This is a genomic window from Streptomyces sp. NPDC002176 (assembly GCF_044903645.1).
Classification (GTDB): domain Bacteria; phylum Actinomycetota; class Actinomycetes; order Streptomycetales; family Streptomycetaceae; genus Streptomyces.
In genome coordinates this window covers 1546289-1570048 of the sequence record NZ_JBJDQW010000001.1, presented here as the reverse complement: position 1 = coordinate 1570048, position 23760 = coordinate 1546289, and the positions used below count along the sequence as shown (strand labels likewise).

The 23760-nt window shown below is 73.0% G+C and carries 22 protein-coding genes; 6 read left to right on the top strand and 16 right to left on the bottom strand.

Features of this window, described 5'->3' with window-relative positions; all coding sequences use genetic code 11:
* Window positions 1-69 precede the first annotated feature (69 nt).
* From ACI2LY_RS07055 to ACI2LY_RS07045, 3 genes are all read right to left on the bottom strand, one after another.
* Window positions 70-1359, bottom strand: a complete 1290-nt coding sequence (locus ACI2LY_RS07055) for an HRDC domain-containing protein (protein ID WP_404706247.1) — start codon at window positions 1357-1359, stop codon at window positions 70-72.
* 208 nt (window positions 1360-1567) lie between these two features.
* Window positions 1568-2233 (bottom strand): response regulator transcription factor, encoded by a 666-nt coding sequence (locus ACI2LY_RS07050; protein ID WP_031181634.1) that lies wholly within the window; start codon window positions 2231-2233, stop codon window positions 1568-1570.
* Between the two features lie 306 nt (window positions 2234-2539).
* On the bottom strand, window positions 2540-3223 hold the full coding sequence (locus tag ACI2LY_RS07045; RefSeq protein ID WP_404706246.1) for a DUF3000 domain-containing protein: 684 nt from the start codon (window positions 3221-3223) through the stop codon (window positions 2540-2542).
* A gap of 98 nt (window positions 3224-3321) precedes the next feature.
* Here ACI2LY_RS07045 and hemE point away from each other — a divergent pair, with 98 nt between their 5' ends.
* A complete protein-coding gene (hemE, locus tag ACI2LY_RS07040; protein ID WP_404706245.1) occupies window positions 3322-4389 on the top strand; it encodes a uroporphyrinogen decarboxylase in 1068 nt (355 codons plus the stop codon).
* A gap of 10 nt (window positions 4390-4399) precedes the next feature.
* Here the strand turns inward: hemE and ACI2LY_RS07035 are convergent, their stop codons facing one another.
* From ACI2LY_RS07035 to ACI2LY_RS07025, 3 genes are read right to left on the bottom strand one after another with little or no spacing between them, the layout of a single operon-like run.
* Window positions 4400-5224, bottom strand: coding sequence for a rhomboid family intramembrane serine protease (locus ACI2LY_RS07035; protein ID WP_404706244.1), 825 nt, complete (start codon window positions 5222-5224; stop codon window positions 4400-4402).
* 50 nt (window positions 5225-5274) lie between these two features.
* Window positions 5275-6663, bottom strand: a complete 1389-nt coding sequence (locus tag ACI2LY_RS07030) for an FAD-dependent oxidoreductase (RefSeq protein ID WP_404706243.1) — start codon at window positions 6661-6663, stop codon at window positions 5275-5277.
* Window positions 6664-6700: 37 nt separating this feature from the next.
* Window positions 6701-7636 (bottom strand): DUF4349 domain-containing protein, encoded by a 936-nt coding sequence (locus ACI2LY_RS07025; protein WP_404706242.1) that lies wholly within the window; start codon window positions 7634-7636, stop codon window positions 6701-6703.
* A 147-nt stretch (window positions 7637-7783) separates the two neighbouring features.
* Between ACI2LY_RS07025 and hemG the strand changes: the two genes are divergently transcribed.
* Both hemG and hemQ read left to right on the top strand, forming a co-directional pair.
* Entirely contained in the window at window positions 7784-9229 is a 1446-nt protein-coding gene (gene hemG / locus ACI2LY_RS07020) for a protoporphyrinogen oxidase (RefSeq protein ID WP_404706241.1), read from the top strand.
* 5 nt (window positions 9230-9234) lie between these two features.
* Window positions 9235-9966 carry a hydrogen peroxide-dependent heme synthase gene (gene hemQ / locus ACI2LY_RS07015; RefSeq protein WP_401636562.1) on the top strand — a complete coding sequence of 244 codons (732 nt, stop codon included), beginning with the start codon at window positions 9235-9237 and terminating at the stop codon, window positions 9964-9966.
* Here the strand turns inward: hemQ and ACI2LY_RS07010 are convergent.
* The 10 genes from ACI2LY_RS07010 to zapE form a co-directional block, all read right to left on the bottom strand.
* Window positions 9963-11597 (bottom strand): alpha/beta hydrolase, encoded by a 1635-nt coding sequence (locus ACI2LY_RS07010; protein ID WP_404706240.1) that lies wholly within the window; start codon window positions 11595-11597, stop codon window positions 9963-9965. The genes hemQ and ACI2LY_RS07010 overlap by 4 nt on opposite strands.
* Before the next feature lie 116 nt (window positions 11598-11713).
* Entirely contained in the window at window positions 11714-12517 is an 804-nt protein-coding gene (locus tag ACI2LY_RS07005) for a TIGR04222 domain-containing membrane protein (RefSeq protein ID WP_404706239.1), read from the bottom strand.
* 108 nt (window positions 12518-12625) lie between these two features.
* Complete coding sequence (locus ACI2LY_RS07000; protein WP_404706238.1) at window positions 12626-13912, bottom strand: DUF692 domain-containing protein; 1287 nt, start codon at window positions 13910-13912, stop codon at window positions 12626-12628.
* Window positions 13913-14009: 97 nt separating this feature from the next.
* The gene (locus ACI2LY_RS06995) at window positions 14010-14726 is read right to left on the bottom strand and encodes a peptidyl-tRNA hydrolase (RefSeq protein WP_404706237.1); all 717 of its coding nucleotides are present in this window, start codon (window positions 14724-14726) and stop codon (window positions 14010-14012) included.
* A gap of 32 nt (window positions 14727-14758) precedes the next feature.
* A complete protein-coding gene (locus ACI2LY_RS06990; protein ID WP_404706236.1) occupies window positions 14759-15613 on the bottom strand; it encodes a polysaccharide deacetylase family protein in 855 nt (284 codons plus the stop codon).
* A 125-nt stretch (window positions 15614-15738) separates the two neighbouring features.
* The gene (locus tag ACI2LY_RS06985; RefSeq protein ID WP_404706235.1) at window positions 15739-16698 is read right to left on the bottom strand and encodes a slipin family protein; all 960 of its coding nucleotides are present in this window, start codon (window positions 16696-16698) and stop codon (window positions 15739-15741) included.
* Window positions 16699-16848: 150 nt separating this feature from the next.
* On the bottom strand, window positions 16849-18357 hold the full coding sequence (locus tag ACI2LY_RS06980) for a SulP family inorganic anion transporter (protein WP_404706234.1): 1509 nt from the start codon (window positions 18355-18357) through the stop codon (window positions 16849-16851).
* A gap of 8 nt (window positions 18358-18365) precedes the next feature.
* On the bottom strand, window positions 18366-18941 hold the full coding sequence (locus ACI2LY_RS06975; protein ID WP_404706233.1) for a carbonic anhydrase: 576 nt from the start codon (window positions 18939-18941) through the stop codon (window positions 18366-18368).
* Between the two features lie 78 nt (window positions 18942-19019).
* Window positions 19020-19418 (bottom strand): hypothetical protein, encoded by a 399-nt coding sequence (locus ACI2LY_RS06970; protein ID WP_404706232.1) that lies wholly within the window; start codon window positions 19416-19418, stop codon window positions 19020-19022.
* Window positions 19419-19628: 210 nt separating this feature from the next.
* A complete protein-coding gene (gene zapE / locus ACI2LY_RS06965) occupies window positions 19629-20726 on the bottom strand; it encodes a cell division protein ZapE (protein WP_404706494.1) in 1098 nt (365 codons plus the stop codon).
* Window positions 20727-20759: 33 nt separating this feature from the next.
* Here zapE and ACI2LY_RS06960 point away from each other — a divergent pair, with 33 nt between their 5' ends.
* From ACI2LY_RS06960 to murC, 3 genes are all read left to right on the top strand, one after another.
* Window positions 20760-21566, top strand: a complete 807-nt coding sequence (locus tag ACI2LY_RS06960) for a pyrimidine reductase family protein (protein ID WP_404706231.1) — start codon at window positions 20760-20762, stop codon at window positions 21564-21566.
* Between the two features lie 154 nt (window positions 21567-21720).
* The gene (locus tag ACI2LY_RS06955) at window positions 21721-22194 is read left to right on the top strand and encodes an indole-3-glycerol phosphate synthase (RefSeq protein WP_404706230.1); all 474 of its coding nucleotides are present in this window, start codon (window positions 21721-21723) and stop codon (window positions 22192-22194) included.
* Window positions 22195-22359: 165 nt separating this feature from the next.
* Window positions 22360-23751, top strand: coding sequence for a UDP-N-acetylmuramate--L-alanine ligase (gene murC, locus ACI2LY_RS06950; RefSeq protein WP_404706229.1), 1392 nt, complete (start codon window positions 22360-22362; stop codon window positions 23749-23751).
* Window positions 23752-23760: the final 9 nt, after the last annotated feature.

Genomic DNA, 23760 nt, shown 5'->3' with positions numbered 1-23760 from the left:
GTGAACGTCACACCGGGTCCCGGCCGACCGGACGGATCTTGGCGCGAAATCGCCCCTACTCCGGCGCCCTTATTCCGGCTTGGCCGACAGCACCGCCACCAGCACCGGCGCGACCTGCTCCACCTGCCACGCGCGGGCGCCGAACCCGGCGAGCGCGGCGGCCACGGTCCGCTCGTCGGCGGGGACCGGGGGCTCCCAGCAGATCCGGCGCACGGTGTCGGGGGAGATCAGGTTCTCCTGCGGCATCTCGAGCCGCTCCGCCAGCGCCGACACCCCGGCACGGGCGGCCGACAGCCGGGCCGCGGCGGCCGGGTCCTTGTCCGACCAGGCACGGGGCGGCGGCGGGCCGGTCAGCTGCTGGCCCTGCTGCGGCAGCGCCGACTCCGGCAGCGCCTTCGCCCGGTCCACCGCCGCCTGCCACTGCTCCAGCTGACGACGGCCCGCCGTGCGGTGTCCGAAACCGTTCAGCGCGCCCAGCGCGTGCACATTGGCCGGTACCGCGAGCGCCGCCTCCACGATCGCCGCGTCACCGAGCACCTTGCCGGGCGAGACGTCCCGGCGCTGTGCGATCCGGTCCCGCGCCTCCCACAGCTCCTTGACGACGGCCAGCTGCCGACGCCTGCGCACCTTGTGCATCCCGGAGGTACGGCGCCACGGGTCCTTGCGGGGCTCGGCGGGCGGCGCGGCCGCGATCGCGGCGAACTCCTCCAGCGCCCACTCCAGCTTGCCCTGCCGCTGCAGCTCCTTCTCCAGGGCGTCGCGCAGGTCGATCAGCAGCTCCACGTCGAGCGCCGCGTACCGCAGCCACGGCTCGGGCAGCGGGCGGGTGGACCAGTCGACGGCGGAGTGGCCCTTCTCCAGCACGAAGCCGAGCACGTTCTCCACCATCGCGCCGAGCCCGACGCGGGGGAATCCGGCGAGCCGCCCGGCCAGCTCGGTGTCGAACAGGCTGGTGGGCACCATGCCTATCTCGCGCAGGCAGGGCAGGTCCTGGGTGGCGGCGTGCAGCACCCACTCGACACCGGACAGCGCGTCGCCGAGGCCGGAGAGGTCGGGGCAGGCCACCGGGTCGATCAGGGCGGAGCCCGCGCCCTCGCGGCGCAGCTGCACCAGATAGGCCCGCTGGCCGTACCGGTAACCGGAAGCGCGTTCGGCGTCCACGGCGACGGGGCCGGTGCCCGCGGCGAACGCGGCGATGGCCTCGGCGAGCGCCGCGGCGTCCGCGATGACCGGCGGAATCCCCTCGCGGGGCTCGAGCAGGGGGGTGGGCGCCGCCGCCTCAGCAGGTCCCGCGTCCGGGGGCGTACCCCCGGTGTCGCGCCGGGAACTGTCTGCTGCGGTCTCTTGGGCGTCCGTCACATGCCAAGGGTATCCGCATGCCCGCGCCGCTGGCCTGCACGTTCGACCGACATCCCCGCTGACCGGCCAAAACGCGCCGCACGCGGGCGCACACCGCGCGGCGTACGGCGCACCCGGCACGGCGCACACGCCGGTGCCCGTCGGCGGAACGTTCCGCCGACGGGCACCGGGGGTCAGGAGGGCGTGGGGTGGGGGACGGGAAAGAGGGTTAGTGGATGATGCCGGTGCGCAGGGCCACCGCGACCATGCCGGCCCGGTCGCCCGTGCCGAGCTTGCGGGCGATGCGGGCCAGGTGGCTCTTGACGGTCAGGGCGGACAGGCCCATGGAGACGCCGATCGCCTTGTTCGACTGGCCCTCCGCGACGAGGCGGAGCACCTCGACCTCGCGGCCGGACAGTTCGCGGTAGCCGCCGGGGTGGCTCGGGGCACCCGGCGGACGACGGTGCCCCATTCGGGCCGCGGCGGAGCCGATGGGGGCGGCGCCGGGGCGGGTGGGCAGGCCGATGTTGGTACGGGTGCCGGTGACGACGTACCCCTTCACGCCCCCGGCGAGGGCGTTGCGGACGGCGCCGATGTCATCGGCGGCGGACAGGGCCAGCCCGTTGGGCCAGCCCGCGGCGCGGGTCTCGGACAGCAGGGTGAGACCGGAGCCGTCGGGCAGGTGGACGTCCGCGACACAGATGTCGCGGGGGTTGCCGATGCGGGGACGAGCCTCCGCGACGGACGAGGCCTCGATCACGTCGCGCACACCGAGCGCCCACAGATGGCGGGTCACGGTGGAACGGACGCGGGGGTCGGCCACGACCACCATGGCGGTCGGCTTGTTCGGGCGGTAGGCGACCAGGCTTGCGGGCTGCTCGAGGAGAACGGACACCAGGCCTCCTGGGTGGGGGGACGGGGGCCGGCTTGTGGGGAAGAAGCCGGGGGGAACCGTGCTTTCAAGGTCACAGTCGTCTTCGGCAGCAAACCCGTCCGCCTTTAGAGAATGATCACGATCTAGTGAGTCACAATCTGTGCAATTCGGACACGCGATCGATCATCCGAAGATCGAATCGGCTCCGGGGTGAGGCGATTCGAGTGCGGAAAGTGGCCGTATCGACAAAGTGATCCTGCGAGAAGTGATCAAAAAGCAGCGCCCCGCCGATCCGGCGGGGCGCTGAACTGACGATGTGACCGGGAACTACCGCGACTGCGGACCCCTGCGCTGCGGCAGGGTCACCACCGACGCGTCGCCCGGCCCGGCCGGGGGCAGCCCGCCGACCTGGGCCAGCAGATCGCACCACGAGGCGAGATGCGCGGCGGTGTCCGGCACGCCTCCCCGGCCCTCCAGGGGCGTCCACGAGGCGCGGATCTCGATCTGCGAGGCGGCAGGCCGCTCCGACAGCCCGCCGAAGTAGTGCGAACTGGCGCGGGTCACCGTGCCGCTCGGCTCCCCGTAGGTGAGCCCGCGCGACTGGAGCGCCCCGGTCAGCCAGGACCAGCACACCTCCGGCAGCAGCGGATCGGCGGCCATCTCGGCCTCCAGCTCCGCCCGTACCAGCGTCACCAGCCGGAACGTCCCGCGCCAGGCGTCGTGCCCGGCCGGGTCGTGCAGCAGCACCAGCCGTCCGTCGGCCAGCTCCTGCTCGCCCTCGAGGACCACCGCCTCCAGCGCGTGCGCGTAGGGCGCGAGCCGCTGCGGGGCGGGCGTCGGCTCCACCTCCACCTGCGGCCGCAGCCGCGCGCTCCGCAGCGCCTCCACCGCGCTGCTGAAGGCAGGGGGAACCCCGGGCACCCCGGCCCCCTCTCTCTCCTCCGTCTGCGTGTCCTTCACGTCGTCCATTCCGCCGGCGCCGTCCGACGATCGTCCCTGAGCCGCAGCCATGCGGGGAAGAGTAAGGGGAAGCGGGCCTTCGCGCAGGGCATGACACCCCCCGAGGGCTGCGGCACTTCTCATCCACCGGCCGTGCGAGACTTGCCGACGTGAGTGCCAACGCGATCCCCACGGGCCAGCAGCCCACAGCGACGTACGACAGCGCCTTCCTCAAGGCGTGCAGGCGTGAGCCCGTGCCGCACGCCCCGGTGTGGTTCATGCGCCAGGCGGGCCGGTCCCTGCCGGAGTACCGCAAGGTGCGCGAGGGCATCCCGATGCTGGAGTCCTGCACGCGGCCCGAGCTGGTCACCGAGATCACGCTCCAGCCGGTGCGCCGTCACGACGTGGACGCGGCCGTCTTCTACAGCGACATCGTCGTCCCGCTCAAGGCCATCGGTGTCGACCTCGACATCAAGCCCGGCGTCGGCCCGGTCGTCGCCGAGCCGGTGCGCACCCGCGCCGACCTCGCCCGGCTGCGCGACCTCACCCCGGAGGACGTGTCCTACGTCACCGAGGCGGTCCGCATGCTCACCGGTGAGCTGGGCTCCACCCCGCTGATCGGCTTCGCGGGCGCCCCCTTCACCCTCGCCAGCTACCTGGTCGAGGGCGGCCCCTCGCGCACGTACGAGAACGCCAAGGCGATGATGTACGGCGACCCCGAGCTGTGGGCCGACCTGCTGGACCGCCTCGCCGACATCACGGCCGCGTTCCTGAAGGTGCAGATCGAGGCCGGTGCCTCGGCGGTGCAGCTCTTCGACTCCTGGGCGGGCGCGCTGGCCCCCGCCGACTACCGCGCCTCGGTGATGCCCGCCTCCGCGAAGGTCTTCGACGCCGTCGCGGGCTACGGCGTCCCGCGCATCCACTTCGGCGTCGGCACCGGTGAGCTGCTGAAGCTCATGGGCGACGCGGGCGCGGACGTCGTCGGCGTCGACTGGCGGGTCCCGCTGGACGAGGCCGCGCGCCGGGTCGGCCCCGGCAAGGCGCTCCAGGGCAACCTCGACCCGACGGTGCTGTTCACCGACCGCAAGACGGTCGAGGTCAAGGCGCAGGAGGTGCTGGACGCGGCCGCCGGTCTGGAGGGCCATGTCTTCAACCTCGGCCACGGCGTCATGCCCAACATCGAGCCGGACGCGCTGACCCACCTGGTCGACTACGTCCATAAGGCGAGCGCCCGCTGACCTCGTCCGCTCACCACGCCTGACGGTGCCGCGCCCGCCTGCCGAACAGCAGGCGGCCCGGCTCCGGCGGGGGCGGGGTGCCCGCCTTCAGCGGCCAGGCCAGCAGCATCCCGGCCACGAAGCCGACGACGTGCGCCGCGTAGGCCACCGTCCCGGTCCCGGCCTCGACGCCGCGTCCCGAGGAGTACACGGCCTGGAGGCCGAACCAGAAGCCCAGCACGATCCAGGCGGGCAGCCGGAGCGGCAGGAAGACCAGGAACGGGACGAGTACCCACACCCTGGCCTTCGGATACAGCACCAGATAGGCCCCGAGCACCCCCGCGATCGCCCCCGACGCGCCGATCAGCGGATCGCCGGACCCGGCGTTCAGCAGGGCGAAGCCGTAGCTCGCCGCGTAGCCGCAGACGAGGTAGAAGAGCGCGAAGCGGACGTGGCCCATGCGGTCCTCGACGTTGTTGCCGAAGATCAGCAGGAACAGCATGTTGCCCAGCAGATGCAGCCAGCCGCCGTGCAGGAACATCGCCGTGAAGACCGACAGCACCGGCGACTTGTCGTAGTCCGGCGGCCCCATCACACAGCCCGGCCCGGCCGGTCCCGTGCCCACGTCCCCGGTGGGCACCAGCCGGGGCAGCGAGCCGTGGATCATCTCCTTCGGGATCGCCGCGTACTGGTCCATGAAGGCGTGCAGATGACACAGCTGCGCCACATGGCTCTCCCCGACCGCCCCGGCGGCACCGGGGGTGAGGAGGAACGCGAGCACGTTGGCGACGATGAGCGCGTACGTCACATACGGGGTGCGACGCGCGGGATTGACGTCATGGACGGGTATGACCACACAGGAACAGTGCCCACGTTCGCGCCCGCCAGTCCGGCGCGGGGCCGCCGCTACCGGCTCGCGCGCACCTTCGTCACCGCCTTGCGCGCCGCCACCAGGACCGGGTCCCAGACCGGGGAGAAGGGCGGGGCGTAGCCGAGGTCGAGGGCCGTCATCTGTTCCACCGTCATCGCGGCGGTCAGGGCCACGGCCGCGATGTCGACGCGCTTGCCCGCGCCCTCGCCGCCGACGATCTGGACGCCGAGCAGGCGGCCGGTGTCGCGTTCGGCGATCATCTTGACGGTCATGGGGGAGGCGCCGGGGTAGTAGCCCGCGCGGCTGGTCGACTCGATGACCACCGACACGTACCGCAGCCCGGCCCGGTCGGCGTCGCGTTCGCGCAGGCCGGTGCGGGCGATCTCCAGCTCGCAGACCTTGCTGACGGCGGTGCCGACGACGCCGGGGAAGGTGGCGTAACCGCCGCCGACGTTGGTGCCGATGACCTGGCCGTGCTTGTTGGCGTGGGTGCCGAGCGGGATGTACTGCTCCTGCCCGGAGACCAGGTTCAGCACCTCCACGCAGTCACCGCCCGCCCAGATGTCGGTGTGGCCGCGCACCCGCATGGCGAGGTCGGTGAGGAGTCCGCCGCGGGTGCCCACCGGCAGGCCCGCCGCGCGGGCGAGGTCGGTCACGGGCTGCACCCCGATGCCCATGACGACCACGTCGGCCGGGTACTCCGCGTCCGGTGTCACCACCGCGCGGACCCGGCCGTCCGCGCCGGTCCGCAGGCCGGTCACCTCGGTGTCGTCCACCATCGTGATGCCCATGCCCTCCATGGCCCGCCGCACCAGGGCGCCCATGTCCGGATCGAGCGTCGCCATGGGCTCCGCACCCCGGTTGACCACCGTCACCTCGAAGCCCCGGCGGAGCAGCGCCTCGGCCATCTCCACGCCGATGTAGCCCGCGCCGACCACCACCGCCCGTCGGCCCTCCGTACGGGCCAGCGTGTCGATCAGTGCCTGCCCGTCGTCCAGGGTCTGCACCCCGTGCACCCCGGCCGCGCCCGCCCCCGGCATGTCCGGCCGGATCGGCCGTGCCCCGGTGGCGATGACCAGCTTGTCGTACGAGGTCCAGGACTCGGTGCCGGACTCCAGGTCATGGGCGCGCACCCGCTTCCCCGCCACGTCGATCTCCGTCACCTCGGTGCGCAGCCGGAGGTCGATGTCCCGCTCCCGGTGCTCCTCGGCGGTACGCGCGATCAGCTGATCGCGGTCCTCGACCGCGCCGCCCACCCAGTAGGGGATGCCGCACGCCGAGTACGAGGTGAAGTGGGTGCGTTCGAACGCCACGATCTCCAGCTGGTCCGGTTTCCGCAGCCTGCGCGCCTGCGACGCCGCGGACATCCCCGCGGCGTCGCCACCGATCACGACCAGCCGCTCGGGCCCCTCACGCTTGTCCATGGGAACACGCTACGGGGCCGGTGGTGCTGACGTCCGGTCACTTCTGCTCGCCGGGGACCGGCGCGCCGCTGTCCGGCACCGGACGCGCCTGCGGCAGCGAGCCGGGAAGCGGGGCGGGAGCCTGGCGGCGCGGGAGCCGGGGCCGGACCACCCGGCGCCACAGGAACACCAGCAGCGCGAGCAGCGCAGCGAACGGCAGCACCGCGCCCACCACCAGCGCGATCCAGCGCAGCATCGTCAGGAAGGCGTGCCAGCCGCCCGACAGGGCGTCCAGGAAGCCGGGCGTGTCATCGTCGGCGGCCGGGTGCGCACCCTTCCCGGCCAGCGACAGGGTGATCGTCGCCAGGCCGGTACGGTCTTTCAGCGACGCCTGCTGGGCCAGCAGCGCCTCCAGGTCGGCCTCGCGGCTGCTCAGCTCGCCCTCCAGCGCGACCACGTCGGTCAGCTTCTCCGCCCGGTCCATCAGCTCCCGGACCCGGGCGACGCTGGCCCGCTGCGACTTGATCCGGCTGTCCACGTCCACCACCTGGTCGGTGACGTCCTGCGCCCGCGCGGTGCGCCGCAGCAGCTTGCCGGTGCCCTGGAGCGAGCCGAGCACCTCCTCGTACCGCTCGGAGGGGACCCGCAGGACGACACGGGTGCGCTCGCTGCCGTCGTCGTCCCGGTCGGTGCTCTCCTCGCCGACGTAGCCGCCCGCGTCCTCGGTGACCTGGCGCGCCTTCGCCAGCGCGCCGGGCACGTCCCGGACCTCGACCTCCAGGGAGGCGGTGCGGATGACGCTCGGCGCGAGCCGGGGCGAGCGGCGCGCGGACTTGCCGCCCTCGGCCGCGCCGCCGCCCGCGCCCTGGGCGGCGGTCGGGGCGTCGGCATAGGACGACTTGGAGTCGCCGCCCGACTCGCTGCACCCGGCGAGCCCGAGCGAGGCGGCGAGCAGGACCCCGGCCAGGACCCGGACCTGACGCGATGTACGCATGTCTGTTACCCCCCGATGAGATGCGATGCTGTCCCTCCTTAGACGCCCGGCCTGCGGGAACGGCCGCGTTTTCCGGTCCCGATGCGGTCACGGTCAGATGACGTACCGGCCACCGGGACGGCCCGCGCGGTCTGAGAGAGTGGGGGCATGAGCGCAGCGAACACGGGCCATGTCGTCGTCATCGGAGCCGGTGTCGCCGGACTGGCCGCCGCCCACCGGGCGCTCGCGCGCGGCGCGCGGGTGACGGTGCTGGAGGCCACCGGCCGGGTCGGCGGCAAACTGCTGCCCGGCGAGATCGCGGGCCTCAAGGTCGACCTCGGCGCCGAGTCGATGCTCGCCCGCCGCCCCGAGGCCGTGGGCCTCGCCCGCGAGGTGGGCCTCGGCGACCGCCTCCAGCCCCCGGCCACCGCGACCGCCTCGATCTGGACCCGCGACGCCCTGCGCCCCATGCCCAAGGGCCATGTCATGGGCGTACCCGGCACCGCCGCCGCCCTCGCCGGCCTGCTCTCCGCCGAGGGACTGGCCCGCATCGAGCGGGACGCCGAACTGCCGCCCACCGAGGTCGGCGACGACGTGGCGGTCGGCGAGTACGTCGCCGACCGGATGGGCCGCGAGGTCGTCGACCGGCTGGTGGAACCCCTGCTCGGCGGGGTGTACGCGGGCGACGCCTACCGTCTTTCGCTCCGCTCGGCCGTCCCCCAGCTCTACCAGGCCGCCCGCACCCACGGCACCCTCACCGCCGCCGTCCAGGCGCTCCAGGCCAAGGCCGCCGAGGCCGGGCAGACCGGCCCGGTCTTCCTCGGCATCGAGGGCGGCGTCGGCACCCTCCCGCTCGCCGTCGCCGACGCGGTACGGGCGCGCGGCGGCGAGATCCTCACCGGCACCCCGGTGAGCGAGCTGCGCCGGGACGGCACCGGCTGGCGCGTCACGGCCGGGGACCGCACGCTGCACGCGGACGCGGTCGTGGTCGCCGTACCCGCCCCCGCCGCTTCGGCGCTGCTGCGCGCCGAGGCCCCGGCGGCCGCCGCCGAACTGGCCGCCGTCGAGTACGCCTCCATGGCCCTCATCACCCTCGCCTACCGCCGCGCCGACACCGCCCTGCCCGAGGGCAGCGGATTCCTGGTGCCGCCGGTGGACGGCCGCACCATCAAGGCCGCCACCTTCGCCTCCCAGAAGTGGGGCTGGGTCGGCGCCGAGGACCCGGACCTCCTGGTGGTGCGCACCTCGGTGGGCCGCCATCACGAGACCGAGATCCTCCAGCGCGACGACGCCGACCTCGTCCAGGTCGCCCGGCACGACCTGCGCGCCGCGACCGGCCTGGACGCCGAGCCCGTCGCCACCCGCGTCACCCGCTGGACCGACGGCCTGCCGCAGTACCCGGTCGGCCACCACGCGCGCGTGACCCGCGTCCGCGAGCACATCGCCAAGCTCCCCGGCCTCGCGGTGTGCGGCGCGCAGTACGACGGTGTGGGCATCCCCGCCTGCATCGCCAGCGCGTACGCGGCCGTCGACCAGCTGGGTGGTGACCTCGCCGGGGTGCGCGAGCTGACGGCCAACCCGGTGCAGAGCCTGCACGGCGGAGCGGGAGAATAGGGGGCATGAGTGACGACGCCCCCACCACCGAGCCCGGCCGCATCCCCAACAAGGGCAAGCTGGCCAAGGACCTCAACGAGGTCATCCGCTACACCCTGTGGTCCGTCTTCAAGCTGAAGGACGTGCTGCCGGAGGACCGCGCGGGCTACGCCGACGAGGTCCAGGAGCTGTTCGACCAGCTCGCCGCGAAGGACGTCACCGTCCGCGGCACCTACGACGTGTCCGGCCTCCGCGCCGACGCCGACCTGATGATCTGGTGGCACGCCGAGACCGCCGACCAGCTCCAGGAGGCGTACAACCTCTTCCGCCGCACCAGGCTGGGCCGCGCGCTCGAGCCCGTGTGGTCGAACATGGCGCTGCACCGCCCCGCCGAGTTCAACCGCTCGCACATCCCGGCGTTCCTCGCCGACGAGACGCCCCGGAACTACGTGAGCGTCTACCCCTTCGTGCGCTCCTACGAGTGGTACCTGCTGGCCGACGAGGACCGCCGCCGGATGCTCGCCGACCACGGCAAGATGGCGCGCGGCTTCCCGGACGTGCGCGCCAACACCGTCGCCTCCTTCTCGCTGGGCGACTACGAGTGGCTGCTCGCCTTCGAGGCCGACGAGCTGTACCGCATCGTCGACCTCATGCGTCACCTGCGCGCCTCCGAGGCCCGCATGCACGTCCGCGAGGAGGTGCCGTTCTACACCGGCCGCCGCAAGTCGGTGGCCGAGCTGGTGGCGGGGCTCGCCTAGGCGCCCTTGCCCTTCATGGCGTCCCGCTCCGGGGTGCCGCGTCCGGCCGGCTCGGTGGGGCGCGGCTCCGGGCGTGGTTCCGGGCGCGGGGCGCAGGCGGCGCGGCGGCCGGGCAGGCGGCCTTCCAGCAGGTAGGCGTCCAGGTGGGCGTTGACGCACTTGTTGGGGCCGCCGCCGACGCCGTGCGTGCCCGCGTCCCGCTCGGTGACCAGGGTGGACCCGGCCAGCCGCCGGTTCAGCTCCAGCGCCCCGTCGTACGGGGTGGCCGCGTCCCGCTCGGCGGCCAGGATCAGCACCGGCGGGGTCTCGCCGGGGCCGGTGCGCACGTCGAGCGGCTGCTGCCGGGGCGCGGACCAGTAGGCGCAGGGCAGGTTCATCCAGGCGTTGTCCCAGGTCTCGAAGGGCGCGGTGCGGGCGAGGCGGGTGTTGTCGCGGTCCCACACCCGGAAGTCGGTCGGCCAGGGCGCGTCGTTGCACTCGACGGCCGTGTACACCGCGCTGCCGTTCTCCGCCTCGGCGGCCGTCTCCGGGCTCGGCGCGGCCAGCCGGACCAGCGGTTCGGCATCGCCCTTCAGATAGGCGGCGAGGGCGGCGGCCCGGCTCGGCCAGTAGTCGTCGTAGTACCCGGCCATGAGGAACGTGTTCTGGAGCTGGCCGGGGCCGACCTTGCCGTCCGCCGGGTGCGCCTGAAGCCTGTCGCTCGCGGTGTCGTAGGAGCGCTGGACGGCGGCCGGGGTCGCGCCGAGGCCGTACACGCTGTCGTGGCGGGCCACCCAGGTGCGGAAGTCCGTCCAGCGGTCCTCGAACGCGGCCGACTGGTCGAGGTTCTCGCGGTACCAGACCTTCGCCGGGTCCGGGTCCACCGCCGAGTCCAGCACCATCCGCCGCACATGGCCGGGGAAGAGGGTGGCGTACAGCGCGCCCACGTAGGTGCCGTACGAGCCGCCCATGAAGGTCAGCCGGGACTCGCCGAGCGCGGCCCGCAGCACGTCCAGGTCACGGGCGTTGTTGAGCGAGTTGAAGAACTCCAGCCCGCTGCCCGACCGTTGGGCACACCCGCGCGCGTACGCCTTCGCCCGCGCGATCCGCTCCCGCTTGTACGCCTCCGTGGGGTGGACCGGGGCGAGTGAGGGCGCCTTGAAGAACTCCTCCGGCTTCTCGCAGGACAGCGGGGCCGAGGGCGTCACCCCGCGCGGGGCGTAGCCGACGAGGTCGTAGGCGGACGCGATCCGCTGCCACTCGGGGACCACGCCGATCATCGGGAAGTTCAGGCTGGAGGCGCCGGGGCCGCCGGGGTTGTAGACGAGGGCGCCCTGCCGGGGGACCTTGCGCTTGCTGTTGGCCGGGTCGCGCTGGGTGGCGGGCATCCGGCTGACGGTCAGCTCGATGTGCCTGCCGCCGGGGTGGGCGTAGTCCAGGGGGACGCGGACGGTGGCGCAGCGCATCCCGGCCGGGGCTTCGTCGGGGCAGGCGCCGAAGTCGAGGCCCGCCGCGCGTGCCCGGGCGGCGGCGACGGCGGTGCCGCGCAGCTCGGCCGCGCCCGCCGCGCCGGGGGCGCCGTCGGCCGGGGTCACGGCGAGGCCGGTCAGCAGCAAGGAACCGGCGGCCGAGTACAGGGCGGCAGCTCTCATCGGGCATCCCTTCGGTGCGCTCCGGCGATGGCACGGCTGCCATGGTCCGGCGGCGACGACAAGGATGTTTCGGAAGGGTCCTCGGGGAAGGCAAGCACCGGCCGCGTGTGTCGGCGTCAGTACTCCCTGTGCGCCCCCGGCGCATCGCGGTGAGTGAACGCGGCCCGCAGCTCGGGCTCGTTCAGGGCGCGCACGCCCCGCATCGCGAGCCGGGTGAGGAAGGAGCCCTCGTCGCCGTCACCTTCCTTCCCGGCCGGGCGCCGGGCCACCTCGCCGAGGAGCCGCTGCCCGGTGGGGGAGGCCCAGCGGGGGTACGGGTGGACCTCGACGCGGGCGATGGCCAGGCAGCTCAAGGTGAGGACGAGGGGCAGCGCGAACCACATGGCGAGCTGGAAGCGCGGCAGGTTCACCGGGACCGGCATGAGCAGCGCGGTCGTGCCCAGCGCGAGCACGGCCACGGCGGCGGCCCGCACCTGGCGCACCCCGGCGGCCACGGTGGTGCCCGTGTCGAAGGGGACCGCGAGCCCGGCGCGCACCAGCTTGTCGGCGAGCCGCTGCACGGCCTCCGCACCGGCCGCGGCCGCCCGTACGGGAGCGATCCGGGACTGTCCCCGCGGACCGATCGCGCCGATGACGGACTGCTCCATCTCGTCCCGCCCGCGCGGGTCCACCACGGTGGCCCAGCCGGTGTGTGCGAGCAGCAGCCGACGCTGCCGGGCCATCCGGACCATGGTGAGGTCGGCGACGCGGGAGGGGCCGCCGGACAGGAACGCCGTCTCGTACAGCGTCAGTTCACGGTCCTGGCCGTGCGCCCGCGCCGCCCGGTCCGCGGCGGCCGCGCGGACGGCGGCCAGGCAGAGCCGGGTGCAGGCGATGGCGGCGAAGGCCCAGGCCGGAAGCAGGAGGAGGACCCAGAACATGAGGTTTTTCTATGCCAACGGCCCCTGAAAAACCATGGCTTGTTCAGTATCCGGACAGAGCGTTGCCGGTATGTGACGTTCCGCTTTCCCGCAGGTCGGGGAGGGGGATCAGCGTCGCCCCGGCAGTACCCGCCTGGCCAGCCGGGCGGCCGGGCCCGGTGTACGGGGTGCCGGTCCCGCGCGATCGAGCCACCACTCCCGCAGCCGCCTGCGCGCCCGCGCGTCCACCGGACGGCCCGTCTTGAGGAGCTGGGCGGCGAACTCCAGCGCGTCCTGGCGGTAGCCGCCGCGCATCGGCCGGGTGCGCGCGTAGCCGAGGAACGCCTCCCGGTACCCGGCGCCGAGGATCAACGGCAGCTCGGGCGCCACCTTGGCCACCACGTCCGCCCGCTTCGCCGCGAGCGACCGCGCCTGTACGCCCATCCGCCCCCGGTCGAACCCCTCGGGCAGCGGCGTCCGCGCCACCAGCGCCGACAGCACGGCGGTCTGCGCGACGGCCACCCGCTGCCGTGCCTCGGTGGAGGCGTCCGGCGGGACGGGGACAGCCTGGTCCCGGAGGGTGCGCGCGGCCCCGCCGCCCTTCCGCACCGCCTCCCCGATGGCCGCCAACTCCCGCTCGAACTCGGCCAGTTCGGGGAAGTTCTCGTCCCGCTCCAGCAGCACACCCGGCGGTGCGACGCGGGACGCCAGGTCGGTCAGGATGTCCAGCACCACAGGCGGTACGGGGTGCGCGTGGCTGTCGTGCCAGACGCCGTCCCGCTCGAAGCCGCCCGCGACATGCACGTAGGCCAGCGCCTCCAGCGGGAGCCGGTCCAGCGCCTCGGCGGGGTCCTCGCCCCGGTTGACGTGGTTGGTGTGCAGGTTGGCCACGTCGATCAGCAGCCGTACGCCGGTCCGCTCGACCAGCTCGGCCAGGAACTCGCCCTCGCTCATCTCCTCGCCGGGCCAGGAGAACAGGGCGGCGATGTTCTCCAGCGCCAGCGGCACCGGCAGCGACTCCTGCGCGATCGCCACGTTCTCGCACAGCACGTCGAGGGCGTCCCGGGTGCGCGGTACGGGCAGCAGATGGCCCGCCTCCAGCGGCGGCGACGCGGTGAGCGGGCCGCCCGCGCGGACGAACGCGATGTGCTCGGTGACGAGCGGCGCCCCCAGCGCCTCGGCCCGCTCGGCCAGCGCCCGCAGCCGGGCCTCGTCCGGCCGGTCCGCGCCCCCGAGGCCGAGGGAGACACCGTGCGGGATCACCGTCACCCCGCGCTCCCGCAACCGCAGCAGCGGCTCGGGGAGATGGCCGGGGCAGACGTTCTCCGCCACGACCTCCACCCAGTCGATCCCCGGCATGTCCGCCACGGCGTCCGCGATCTCCGGCCGCCACCCGATCCCCGTCCCGAGCCGCATCCCCGTCCCCCTCCTTCGTCTGCCGGGGGTATGGCCCCGGCGCGGGCGCGTGAACCGCCGGGGCGGGGGGTTCAGAGCAATATTTGAGGTTCGCCGGTCAGCGGAGCGCCGGATGGTCGGCGACCACCGTGGCGGAACCGGGGGCGATCTCGGTGAAGCCCGCGTCACGGACCAACGGGAGCCCGCTGGTGGTGAGTTCCCGCCAGTGGGCGGGGGTGGCGGTGCGGACGGTGAGGGGATAGTCCGCGGTGCGCCAGGCCGCACGGTCCGCGTCGGACAGGGCCCACCAGGCCAGTTGGGCGCCGTGGCCGACCTGGGCCATCTCCTTGCCTGCCGACATCTTCAGGTCCGGGTTGAGCCAGAGCACGGGGGCGGTGCGGTCGGGGGCGGCGGGGGGTTCGGGGTCGTCCAGTTCGGTGCCGGAGACCTGGAGCTTGGCCAGCTCCTTGGGCCAGCCGTCCAGCGGGATCGGCGGGAAGACCCGTACCTCGGCGGCGGTCCCGGTCACCGTGATGCCGGGCAGCTCCTCAGCGCGGCGCCACTCCGCGCCCCGCGCTCGCCGGACCACCTTGCGGATACGGGCGTCCTCCCAGTCCCGTACCGCCTCGGCCCACTCGCCGTCGCCGCGCGCCCGCTCGTCCCCGAGCAGGACGAGCACGGCGCGTGCGGCGGTCTCCAGCGCGTCGGTACGCTCGGGCGGCGCGCTCTTCTCGATCCGTACGACGAGGGGCAGCACGAACTGCGGGGCCTCGTCGCGCGGGGTGGGCTCGGTCTGGAAGGGGCTGTCGCCGGGGGCGGCTGGCACATGGGTCACGTGAGCCAACCCTACGAGCAGTCCGGCGCCGGTCAGCGCGGGGTGCCGGACTCCCGGACCAGCTCCGAGACCTTCACGAACCGGTAGCCCTGCTTGCGCAGCTCCGGCACCACCGAGCGGACGACCTTCTCGGTCGTCGGGGCGGCGCTGCGGGTGCAGTGCATGACGACCACCGAACCGGGCTTCACCCCGTCCAGCACCTGCCGCACGACCGCGTCGGCGTTCGTGGCGAAGGCGTCGCCGCTGATCACGTCCCACTGGATGGCCGTGACACCGGCGCCGCTGATGGCGCGCAGCGCGTCCCGGTCGTAGCAGCCGCCGGGGAAGCGGAAGTACGGCATCGGGTTCGGTACGCCCGCCTTGCGCAGGGCGGCGTACGTGCGCTGGACCTCCGTCAGCTTGCCGTCCGGGGCGACGGTCGGCAGGCCGTAGCAGTCGCCGGTGAACGCGTAGTGGCTGTAGGAGTGGTTGGCCACCTCGAACTGGGCGTCATGCCCGAGGGCGCGGGCCTGGTCCGGGTACTCCTCGGCCCAGCGGCCGGTCATGAAGACGGTCGCCGGGACCTTCAGCGTGCGCAGGGCGCTGATCAGACCGGGGTTGTCGAAGCGCTCACCGGCGGCGGCGCGGGGCCCCTCGTCGGCGGTCATGTCGGCGTCGAAGGTCAGCGCGACGGTCTTGCCCCTGTCACGCGGGCCATGCTCGAACACGGGGGTCAGGCCACCCGGCCCCGCCGCCATCGTGGGCGTACCGGACGGCGACGGGGAGGCGGAGGCATGGGGCTCGGCGTGCGCCGGGCGCGGGGGCTTGGCGGGGTCCGCGGTACCACAGGCGGCGAGAGCCGCGCCCAGGACGCAGACGGCGGTGATACGGCGTGCGAGTGCAATCACCGTATGAAAATAGGACCACCAAGCTGCTCATATGTTCATCCCCCCACCGACGCGGCGCCACGGTCACCCGCGCGGCGGTCCGGCCCGGTAGCCGCTTTTGCCGCTCTTTACGGTTGCTCGGGTCGTTACGGTTGCTCGGGCCGCCCCTCCGCGTGGGTGACCCGCTCCGGGGGCTGGTCGAGGACGGCGCCCAGATCCGGAGGGCGGGTCAGGGCGTCCAGGTAGGACGACGCCGGGTCCGCCACCGGTGCTATCTCCGGTACGGGCTCCTCGGACGTCGCAGGCTCCTCGGGCCTCTCGGGCTTGCGGTCCGTGGGCTGTCCGTCGCGGGCGCCCCGTTCCAGGAAGTGGAGCAGTTCCACCGGGATCGGCAGGACCAGGGTCGAGTTCTTCTCGGCCGATACCGCCATCACGGTCTGGAGCAGCCGCAGTTGGAGGGCCGTAGGGGTGTCCGCCATCTGCTGCGCGGCCTGGGCGAGCTTCTTCGACGCCTGGTACTCGGCGTCCGCGTTGATGATCCGGGCCCGGCGCTCCCGGTCGGCCTCGGCCTGGCGGGCCATCGACCGCTTCATGGTGTCCGGCAGGGAGACGTCCTTGATCTCCACCCGGTCGATCTGGACGCCCCAGCCGACGGCCGGGCTGTCGATCATCAGCTCCAGGCCCTCGTTGAGCTTCTCGCGGTTGGACAGCAGATCGTCCAGGTCGCTCTTGCCGATGATCGACCGGAGCGAGGTCTGTGCCATCTGCGAGACGGCGAACCGGTAGTCCTCCACCCGCACCAGCGCGTCCGTCGGCTCGACCACCCGGAAGTACACCACCGCGTCCACCCGCACGGTGACGTTGTCCCGCGTGATGCCCTCCTGGGCCGGGATCGGCAGCGTGACGATCTGCATGTTCATTTTGTGCAGCCGGTCCACGAACGGGATGATCAGCGTCAGTCCGGGCGCCCGCGGCTCACCCGTGATCCGTCCCAGCCGGAACAGCACGCCTCGTTCGTACTGCTTGACGACGCGCATGGCGGCGGCCAGACAGATGAGCCCCAGTGCGCCGAACACCGCTATGAGCGTGATCGCGATTTCCAACATGGTCGCCCCCCTCACCGAGAGGTCCGTTTAATCCCTTACTCAACAGTACGTCCCGTATATGGGCGGAAGCCATGGGCTGTGGATAAGTAAGGGGCCGGGGCGGCGGGATCGCTCCCGTCACCCCGGCCCGTCATCCTTGGCCGTCGTGGGTCAGCCCGCCGGTGTCCCGGCCCGTTCGCCCGTCCCGGCCCCGGATGTCAGCCGTACCGGCTCCGTACCGGCCGAGCTGTGCCGCTCGGCCCAGTTCTCCAGGGCGGTGCGGCAGGCGTGGTCCAGGTGCAGCAGGCCGGAGAGGTCCAGCCGGACCGGACGGTCCTTGGGCAGCGCCTCCAGGCTGTCCAGTATTTTCGGCAGCCTGAGGAAGGTCGCGTTGCCCGAGAGATAGGCGTCGACCGGGCCCGCGCCCTTGTCTATGACGGTGACCTTGATGTGCGACGCCTCCCAGGCGGTCTTGACGATCGCCAGCGCCAGCCCGATGAGCACCCCCTCGAACATGCCGACCGCCACGATGGACACCGCCGTCACGGCCAGCACCAGCGCCTCGCCCCGCTGCTCGCGCCACAGCCCCGCCAGCGACTTCACCGGCACCAGCTTGGCCCCGGAGTAGATCAGGACGCCCGCCAGCGACGGCAACGGGATGTAGGCGAGGACGCCCGGCAGCAGCGCCGCGAACAGCAGCAGCCAGACACCGTGCATCACCCGGGACGCCTTGGTCCGCGCGCCCGCCTGCACATTGGCCGCGCTGCGCACGATCACCGCCGTCAGCGGCAGCGCGCCCAGCAGCCCGCACACCGTGTTGCCGACGCCCTGGGCGGTCAGCTCGCGGTCGTACTCGGTACGCGGACCCTTGTGCAGCCGGTCCACGGCCGCCGCGCTGAACAGCGACTCGGCCGACGCGATCAGGGTGAACGCGACGATCGTGCCCAGCACCGCGAGATCGCCGAACTCGGCGAACGCGCTCAGCGGCGGCGGCTGGACGGCACCCAGCAGCCCCTGCACCTCCACCATCGCCACCGGCATGCCGAACACCAGCGCCGCCAGCGTGGCGAGCCCCACCGCGGCCAGCGGTCCGGGCACCGTACGCACCTTCGCCGGGAGGTGCTTCCACAGCACCATGACGGCGATGGTGCCCGCGCACAGCGCCAGCGAGGCGAGCGCCCGGCCGTCCCCGAACGCGCCCGCCAGACCGCGCGGCAGACCGAGCATCTTGTCCAGCCCGGCGTCCGGAGCCTTGGCCGCCATGGCCGGATATAGCTGACCGGCCACCAGGACCAGACCGATTCCGGCCAGCATCCCCTCCACGACCGCCAGCGATATGGCCCGGAAGTACCGCCCGAGCCGCAGCGCGCCCATCGCGACCTGGAGCAGACCGGTGGCGAGCACGATCGCGCCCAGCACCGGCAGCCCGAACTCCTTGACCGCCTCGAAGACGAGCACGGTCATCCCGGCCGCCGGGCCGGACACCTGGAGGCTGCTGCCGCGCATCACCCCGGTGACCAGACCGCCGACGATGCCGGTGACGAGCCCGAGTTCGGCCGGGACCCCGGAGGCGACGGCCACGCCCACGCACAGCGGGAGCGCGACCAGGAAGACGACGAGGGAGGCGGCGAAGTCCTGCCGCAGATGCGGCGCGCGGGATATGAGCTCACGCCTGGTCATCGGCGCGCTCACAGGGCTTCGAAGGTGTCGGTCTCGGAGCGGTGCGTACGCACGGCCCCGGTGTGCACCTCGTAGTACCAGGCGTGCAGGCCGAGCGTGCCCTCCGCCGTCCTGCGCTCGACGCAGGGGTACGAGCGCAGGCGCAGCAGCTGGGTCAACGCGTGGCACTGCACACCCTCGGCGACCTCCGGGTCCTCCGCGGCCCCGACCGGACGCGGGGCTCCGGCCAGCCAGTCGCGCACGGCCGGTACGGCGGTGAGGTCGTCGCCGCGCACCAGCGCGCCGACCGCCCCGCAGTGCGAGTGACCGCAGACGACGATGTCGCGGACGCCGAGCACCTCGATGGCGTACTCGATGGTGGCGGCCTCGCTGGTGGGGTGCTGGGAGTCGTGGGGCGGGACGATGTTGCCCGCGGTGCGCAGCTCGAACAGCTCGCCGGGGCGGGCGCCCGTGATCAGGGCCGGGACGACCCGTGAGTCGGAGCAGGTGATGAACAGGACCTGGGGGGACTGGCCCTCGGCGAGGCGGGCGAACTCCTCAGGGCGCCGGCCGAACGTGCGGGCGTAGTCGATGAGGGGCTGCATGATGTCTGGATTCCTCCTGGCGCGCCTCGATGGCGCGTCGGACTTGCACGACTGTGGTGGGGGGAGCGAGCCCGCCCCTCAGCAGCGGAAGACCTGCAGGACTGCCGGGGAATGGACTCCGGAGGATCTCGTGACGTGGGCGCCGGGGGAGCCGGAACGCGAGGGTGCCGCGGGCTCGGCCGGGCGCCGGGATATGAGGGGGCGCTCCAGCGCCGGGGTGGGCGCGGTACCGCGCTGGCGGTGCCGGTCGGCATGGGCGGCGGCGGGCGGTGTCTTGGGGCGGCGGGGTTCGCGGACGGTGTCCGCGCCTTCGCCCGCGCGCGGGGCGACGAGGGTGATCCCCGGCGCGTCGTTGGCCCCTGCCTCACCGAGCGTATGTGCGGTGGCGAAGGGTCCGGCGGGCGCGAAGAGCTGGAGGGAGAGCAGCGCGACGGCGAACAGGGCGAGCACCGCGCCAAGCGTCCTGCCTCGGGACATGCGCACCCCCCTGCGGAAACCCGCGTCTCTTGTACACGCCAAGCATTGGTCAATGGATGGTCAAGAAACACGTTAACCCGGCGAGCTGCTTTGCAGGGTTAACGGGGGGTTACATGCGGCAGGAAGAGTGAAAAAAGCGGGTCAAGTGGCTGAAATCAGCGCTTGACCCGCATAAGTTGATGGGATATTAGAAACAGGACGGCCGGTCTGTTACTCCGTCACCAGGGCCTTGGCGTCGCGTGCCAGCGCGGTGAGCCGGGAGATCGCGCGGAAGTACTTCTTGCGGTAACCGCCGTTCAGCATCTCCTCGCTGAACAGCTGGTCGAAGGGCAGCCCCGAGGCCAGCACCGGGACCTCGCGGTCGTAGAGCCGGTCGGCCAGCACCACCAGTCGCAGCGCCGTCGACTGGTCCGGCACCGGCCGCACATCGGTGAGGCACACCGCGCGCAGGTCGTCGGTCAGCGCGCCGTACCGGCTCGGGTGCACCTTGGCCAGGTGCTCCAGCAGTCGCGGGAAGGCGTCCAGCGAGGCGCCCTCGGCGCGGTAAGCCGCCTTCGTCACCTGCTCGTCGGAGTACGGTGCCGGAGCCTCGGGCAGACCGCGGTGGCGGTAGTCCTCGCCGTCGATGCGCAGGGCGCGGAAGTGTGCGGACAGGCCCTGGATCTCGCGCAGGAAGTCGGCCGCCGCGAACCGGCCCTCGCCCAGCTTGCCGGGCAGCGTGTTGGAGGTGGCGGCCAGCGCCACGCCCGCCTCGACCAGCTTGCCGAGCAGGCTGGAGACGAGGACGGTGTCACCGGGGTCGTCCAGCTCGAACTCGTCGATGCACAGCAGGGCGTGGCCGGACAGGGTCCGCACCGTCTGCTGGAAGCCGAGGGCGCCCACCAGGTTGGTCAGCTCCACGAAGGTGCCGAACGCCTTGCGGGAGGGCTCGGCCGGGGTGGCGTGCCAGAGCGAGGCGAGCAGGTGGGTCTTGCCGACGCCGTAGCCGCCGTCCAGGTAGACACCGCGCGGACCGGCCGGGGTCTTGGCCTTCGCGCGGCCGAAGCCGAACAGGCCCCGCTTGGCCTCGCCGGGCCGGGCCCCGCCGAGTCCCGCCGCGAAGCCCTCCAGCACGCCCACGGCGTCGGTCTGGCTGGGCTGGTTCGGGTCCGGGATGTAGGTGGCGAAGCGCACCGAGTCGAAGCGGGGCGGCGGCACCATCTCGGCGACCAGACGGTCGGCCGGGACATGCGGCTCGCGCGCGCACAGGGACAGCGGACCCGCTTCGGTCAGCGGGCTGGAGCCGGAGGCTGCGGTGGAGGACACGATTACCCATGCTAATCGCCATGTCACACTGCACGAATGCGACGCCTGTTCCCTGTGACCGACGAAACAGCAGCTCGGGCCCCTGACCAGGAGGGCGCGGCACCGGACGGGACCGGTGAGTGGAGTCTCGCCGAACTGGCCGCCGCCTACGCCTACCCCACCTCCGACGACGGCGGACCCCGCACCTGGCTGCGGGCCAACATGGTCTCCACCCTCGACGGCGCCGCCCAGCACGACGGCCGCTCCCAGCCCATCTCCTGCGCCGCCGACATGCGCGTCTTCGGCACCCTGCGGGCCCTCGCCGATGTCGTGCTGGTCGGTGCGGAAACGGTTCGGCAGGAGGGCTACCGGCCCGCTCGCGCCCGAGCCGAGTTCGCGCGGGCACGGGAGGCCGCCGGGCAAAGTCCGGCCCCGGCCGTCGCCGTCGTCTCCGGCAGCCTCGACCTGGACTTCTCGCTCCCGCTGTACACCTCGCCGCTGGTCCCGACGGTCGTCCTCACCGGTACGGACGCGCCCGCCGACCGGGTGGCCGCCGCCGAGCGGGCCGGGGCGCGGGTGATCGTCGCGGGGGAGGGGCGGCGGGTCGACCCGGTACGCGCCGTGCGCGCGCTCACCGGGCTCGGGTACACCCGGCAGCTCACCGAGGGCGGACCACGGCTGCTCGGTCAACTGGTCGCCGCCGACGTGCTGGACGAGCTGTGCCTGACGCTGTCGCCCATGCTCACGGCGGGTGACGCGCAGCGCATCGCGGGCGGTCCCGGTGTGTCGGTGCCGCGCCGGTTCGCGCTGGCGTCCCTGCTGGAGGAGGACGGATTTCTGTTCGGACGGTACCGCCGTCCCTGAAACAGCGGAATCTACCGTTCCGTTTAGCTTCCGGGGGGCACACTTAGTCCCGGCTCCCCGTGCGGTAACGGGGCAGGATGGTTTCCGCAGGGCCTGTTCGGGCCAACGGAGGGACAGAGGGTCACCAGGGCCCTCGAAGGAGAAGAGGCGGCTGGTGTTCACAAGCGTTCTGATGATCGAGAAAGCCCTGACGTCGGCCGACGTGGAGTTCGTCACGACCTTGCACGGCGACGAGCCGGTCTTCTTCTATGTGCTGCTGCAGCCGCGCGGCGATCAGGCCGACCGCCTGCTGCGGGCCATCGACGACATCGCGCTCGGCGAACTGGACGAGGCCGTGCACGAGGGTGAGACGCCCGAGGGTTCGGACGCCAGGAGCATGGCGGAGAAGGCACTGGAGGTGTCCCTGCAGGCCCTGCGCGCCGCCGGGAGCCGGGCCGAGGGCAGGCTCGTGGAGAACCACCCGCTGGACGCGCTCAAGGCGCTGGTCGCCGAGGTGCACGCCGACGAGGTGATCGTGCTGACCGACCCGCACTACGTGGAGGAGTTCTTCCACCGCGACTGGGCCTCCCGCGCCCGCCACAAGGTGGGTGTACCGGTCCTGAAGCTGTTCTCGCACAGCAAGGCGTAGCCCCGCGGGGCTACGGCGGCTGATCGGGCACCGGGTACGCGGCGGGGGTACTCGGTGCCCCCGTACGCCCGCCCACCGGCGCGCCCCCGGTCGGAGTGCCGGGGGCGCGGGATCAACGCATAGGGTGGATACCCTCTGGCCCGCTCGTATCTGGGAGAACATCGCATGGCACCCGGCCTTCCTACCGCCATGGACCGACCGCACTTCATCGGCATCGGGGGCGCCGGGATGTCGGGGATCGCGAAGATCCTCGCCCAGCGTGGTGCCCGGGTGGCGGGCAGTGACGCCAAGGAGTCCGCGACCGCCGAGGCGCTGCGGGCGCACGGGGCCACCGTGCACATCGGGCACGCGGCGGGGCACCTCGCCGACGACGCCAGCTGTGTCGTCGTCTCCTCCGCGATCCGGCAGGACAACCCCGAGCTGGCCCGCGCCGCCGAGCTGGGCATCCCCGTGGTGCACCGCTCCGACGCGCTCGCCGCCCTGATGGAGGGCCTGCGGCCGATCGCCGTCGCCGGTACGCACGGCAAGACCACCACCACCTCGATGCTCGCCGTCTCGTTGACCGAGCTGGGCGCCCGCCCGTCGTACGCCATCGGCGGCGACCTGGACGCGCCCGGCTCCAACGCCCTGCACGGTGAGGGCGAGATCTTCGTGGCCGAGGCGGACGAAAGCGACCGCAGCTTCCACAAGTACGCCCCCGAGGTCGCCATCGTCCTCAACGTCGAGCTGGACCACCACGCCAACTACGCCTCGATGGACGAGATCTACGAGTCCTTCGAGACCTTCGCCCAGAAGATCGTGCCCGGCGGCACCCTGGTGATCTCCGCCGACCACGAGGGCGCCCGCGAGCTGACCCGCCGGGTGTCCGGGGTGAAGACGGTGACCTACGGCGAGGCCGAGGACGCCGACGTACGGGTGCTGAAGATCGTGCCCCAGGGGCTCAAGAGCCAGGTCACCGTGGTGCTGGACGGCCGTGAGCTGACCTTCGCCGTCTCCGTGCCCGGCCGCCACTACGCCCTCAACGCCGTCGCCGCGCTCGCCGCCGGTGCCGCCCTCGGCATCCCCGCCGACGAGCTGGCCCCCGCCCTCGCCGCGTACACCGGCGTCAAGCGGCGCCTCCAGCTCAAGGGCGAGGAGGCGGGCGTGCAGGTGATCGACTCCTACGCGCACCACCCCACCGAGATGACCGCCGACCTGGAGGCCATGCGCGGCGCCGCCGGGGACGACCGCCGCATCCTCGTCGTCTTCCAGCCGCACCTGTTCTCCCGCACCCAGGAGCTGGGCAAGGAGATGGGCCAGGCGCTCACCCTCGCCGACGCCTCCGTGGTGCTCGACATCTACCCGGCCCGCGAGGACCCGATCCCCGGCATCACCAGCGCGCTGATCATCGAGGCCGCCCGCGCGGCCGGTGCCGATGTCACCGCCGTGCACGACAAGGCGGACATCCCCGAGGTCGTCGCGGGAATGACCAAGCCCGGTGATCTCGTTCTCACCATGGGCGCGGGCGACGTCACCGACCTGGGCCCGCTGATCCTGGACCGCCTGTCGCAGAAGTAGAAGGGGCTG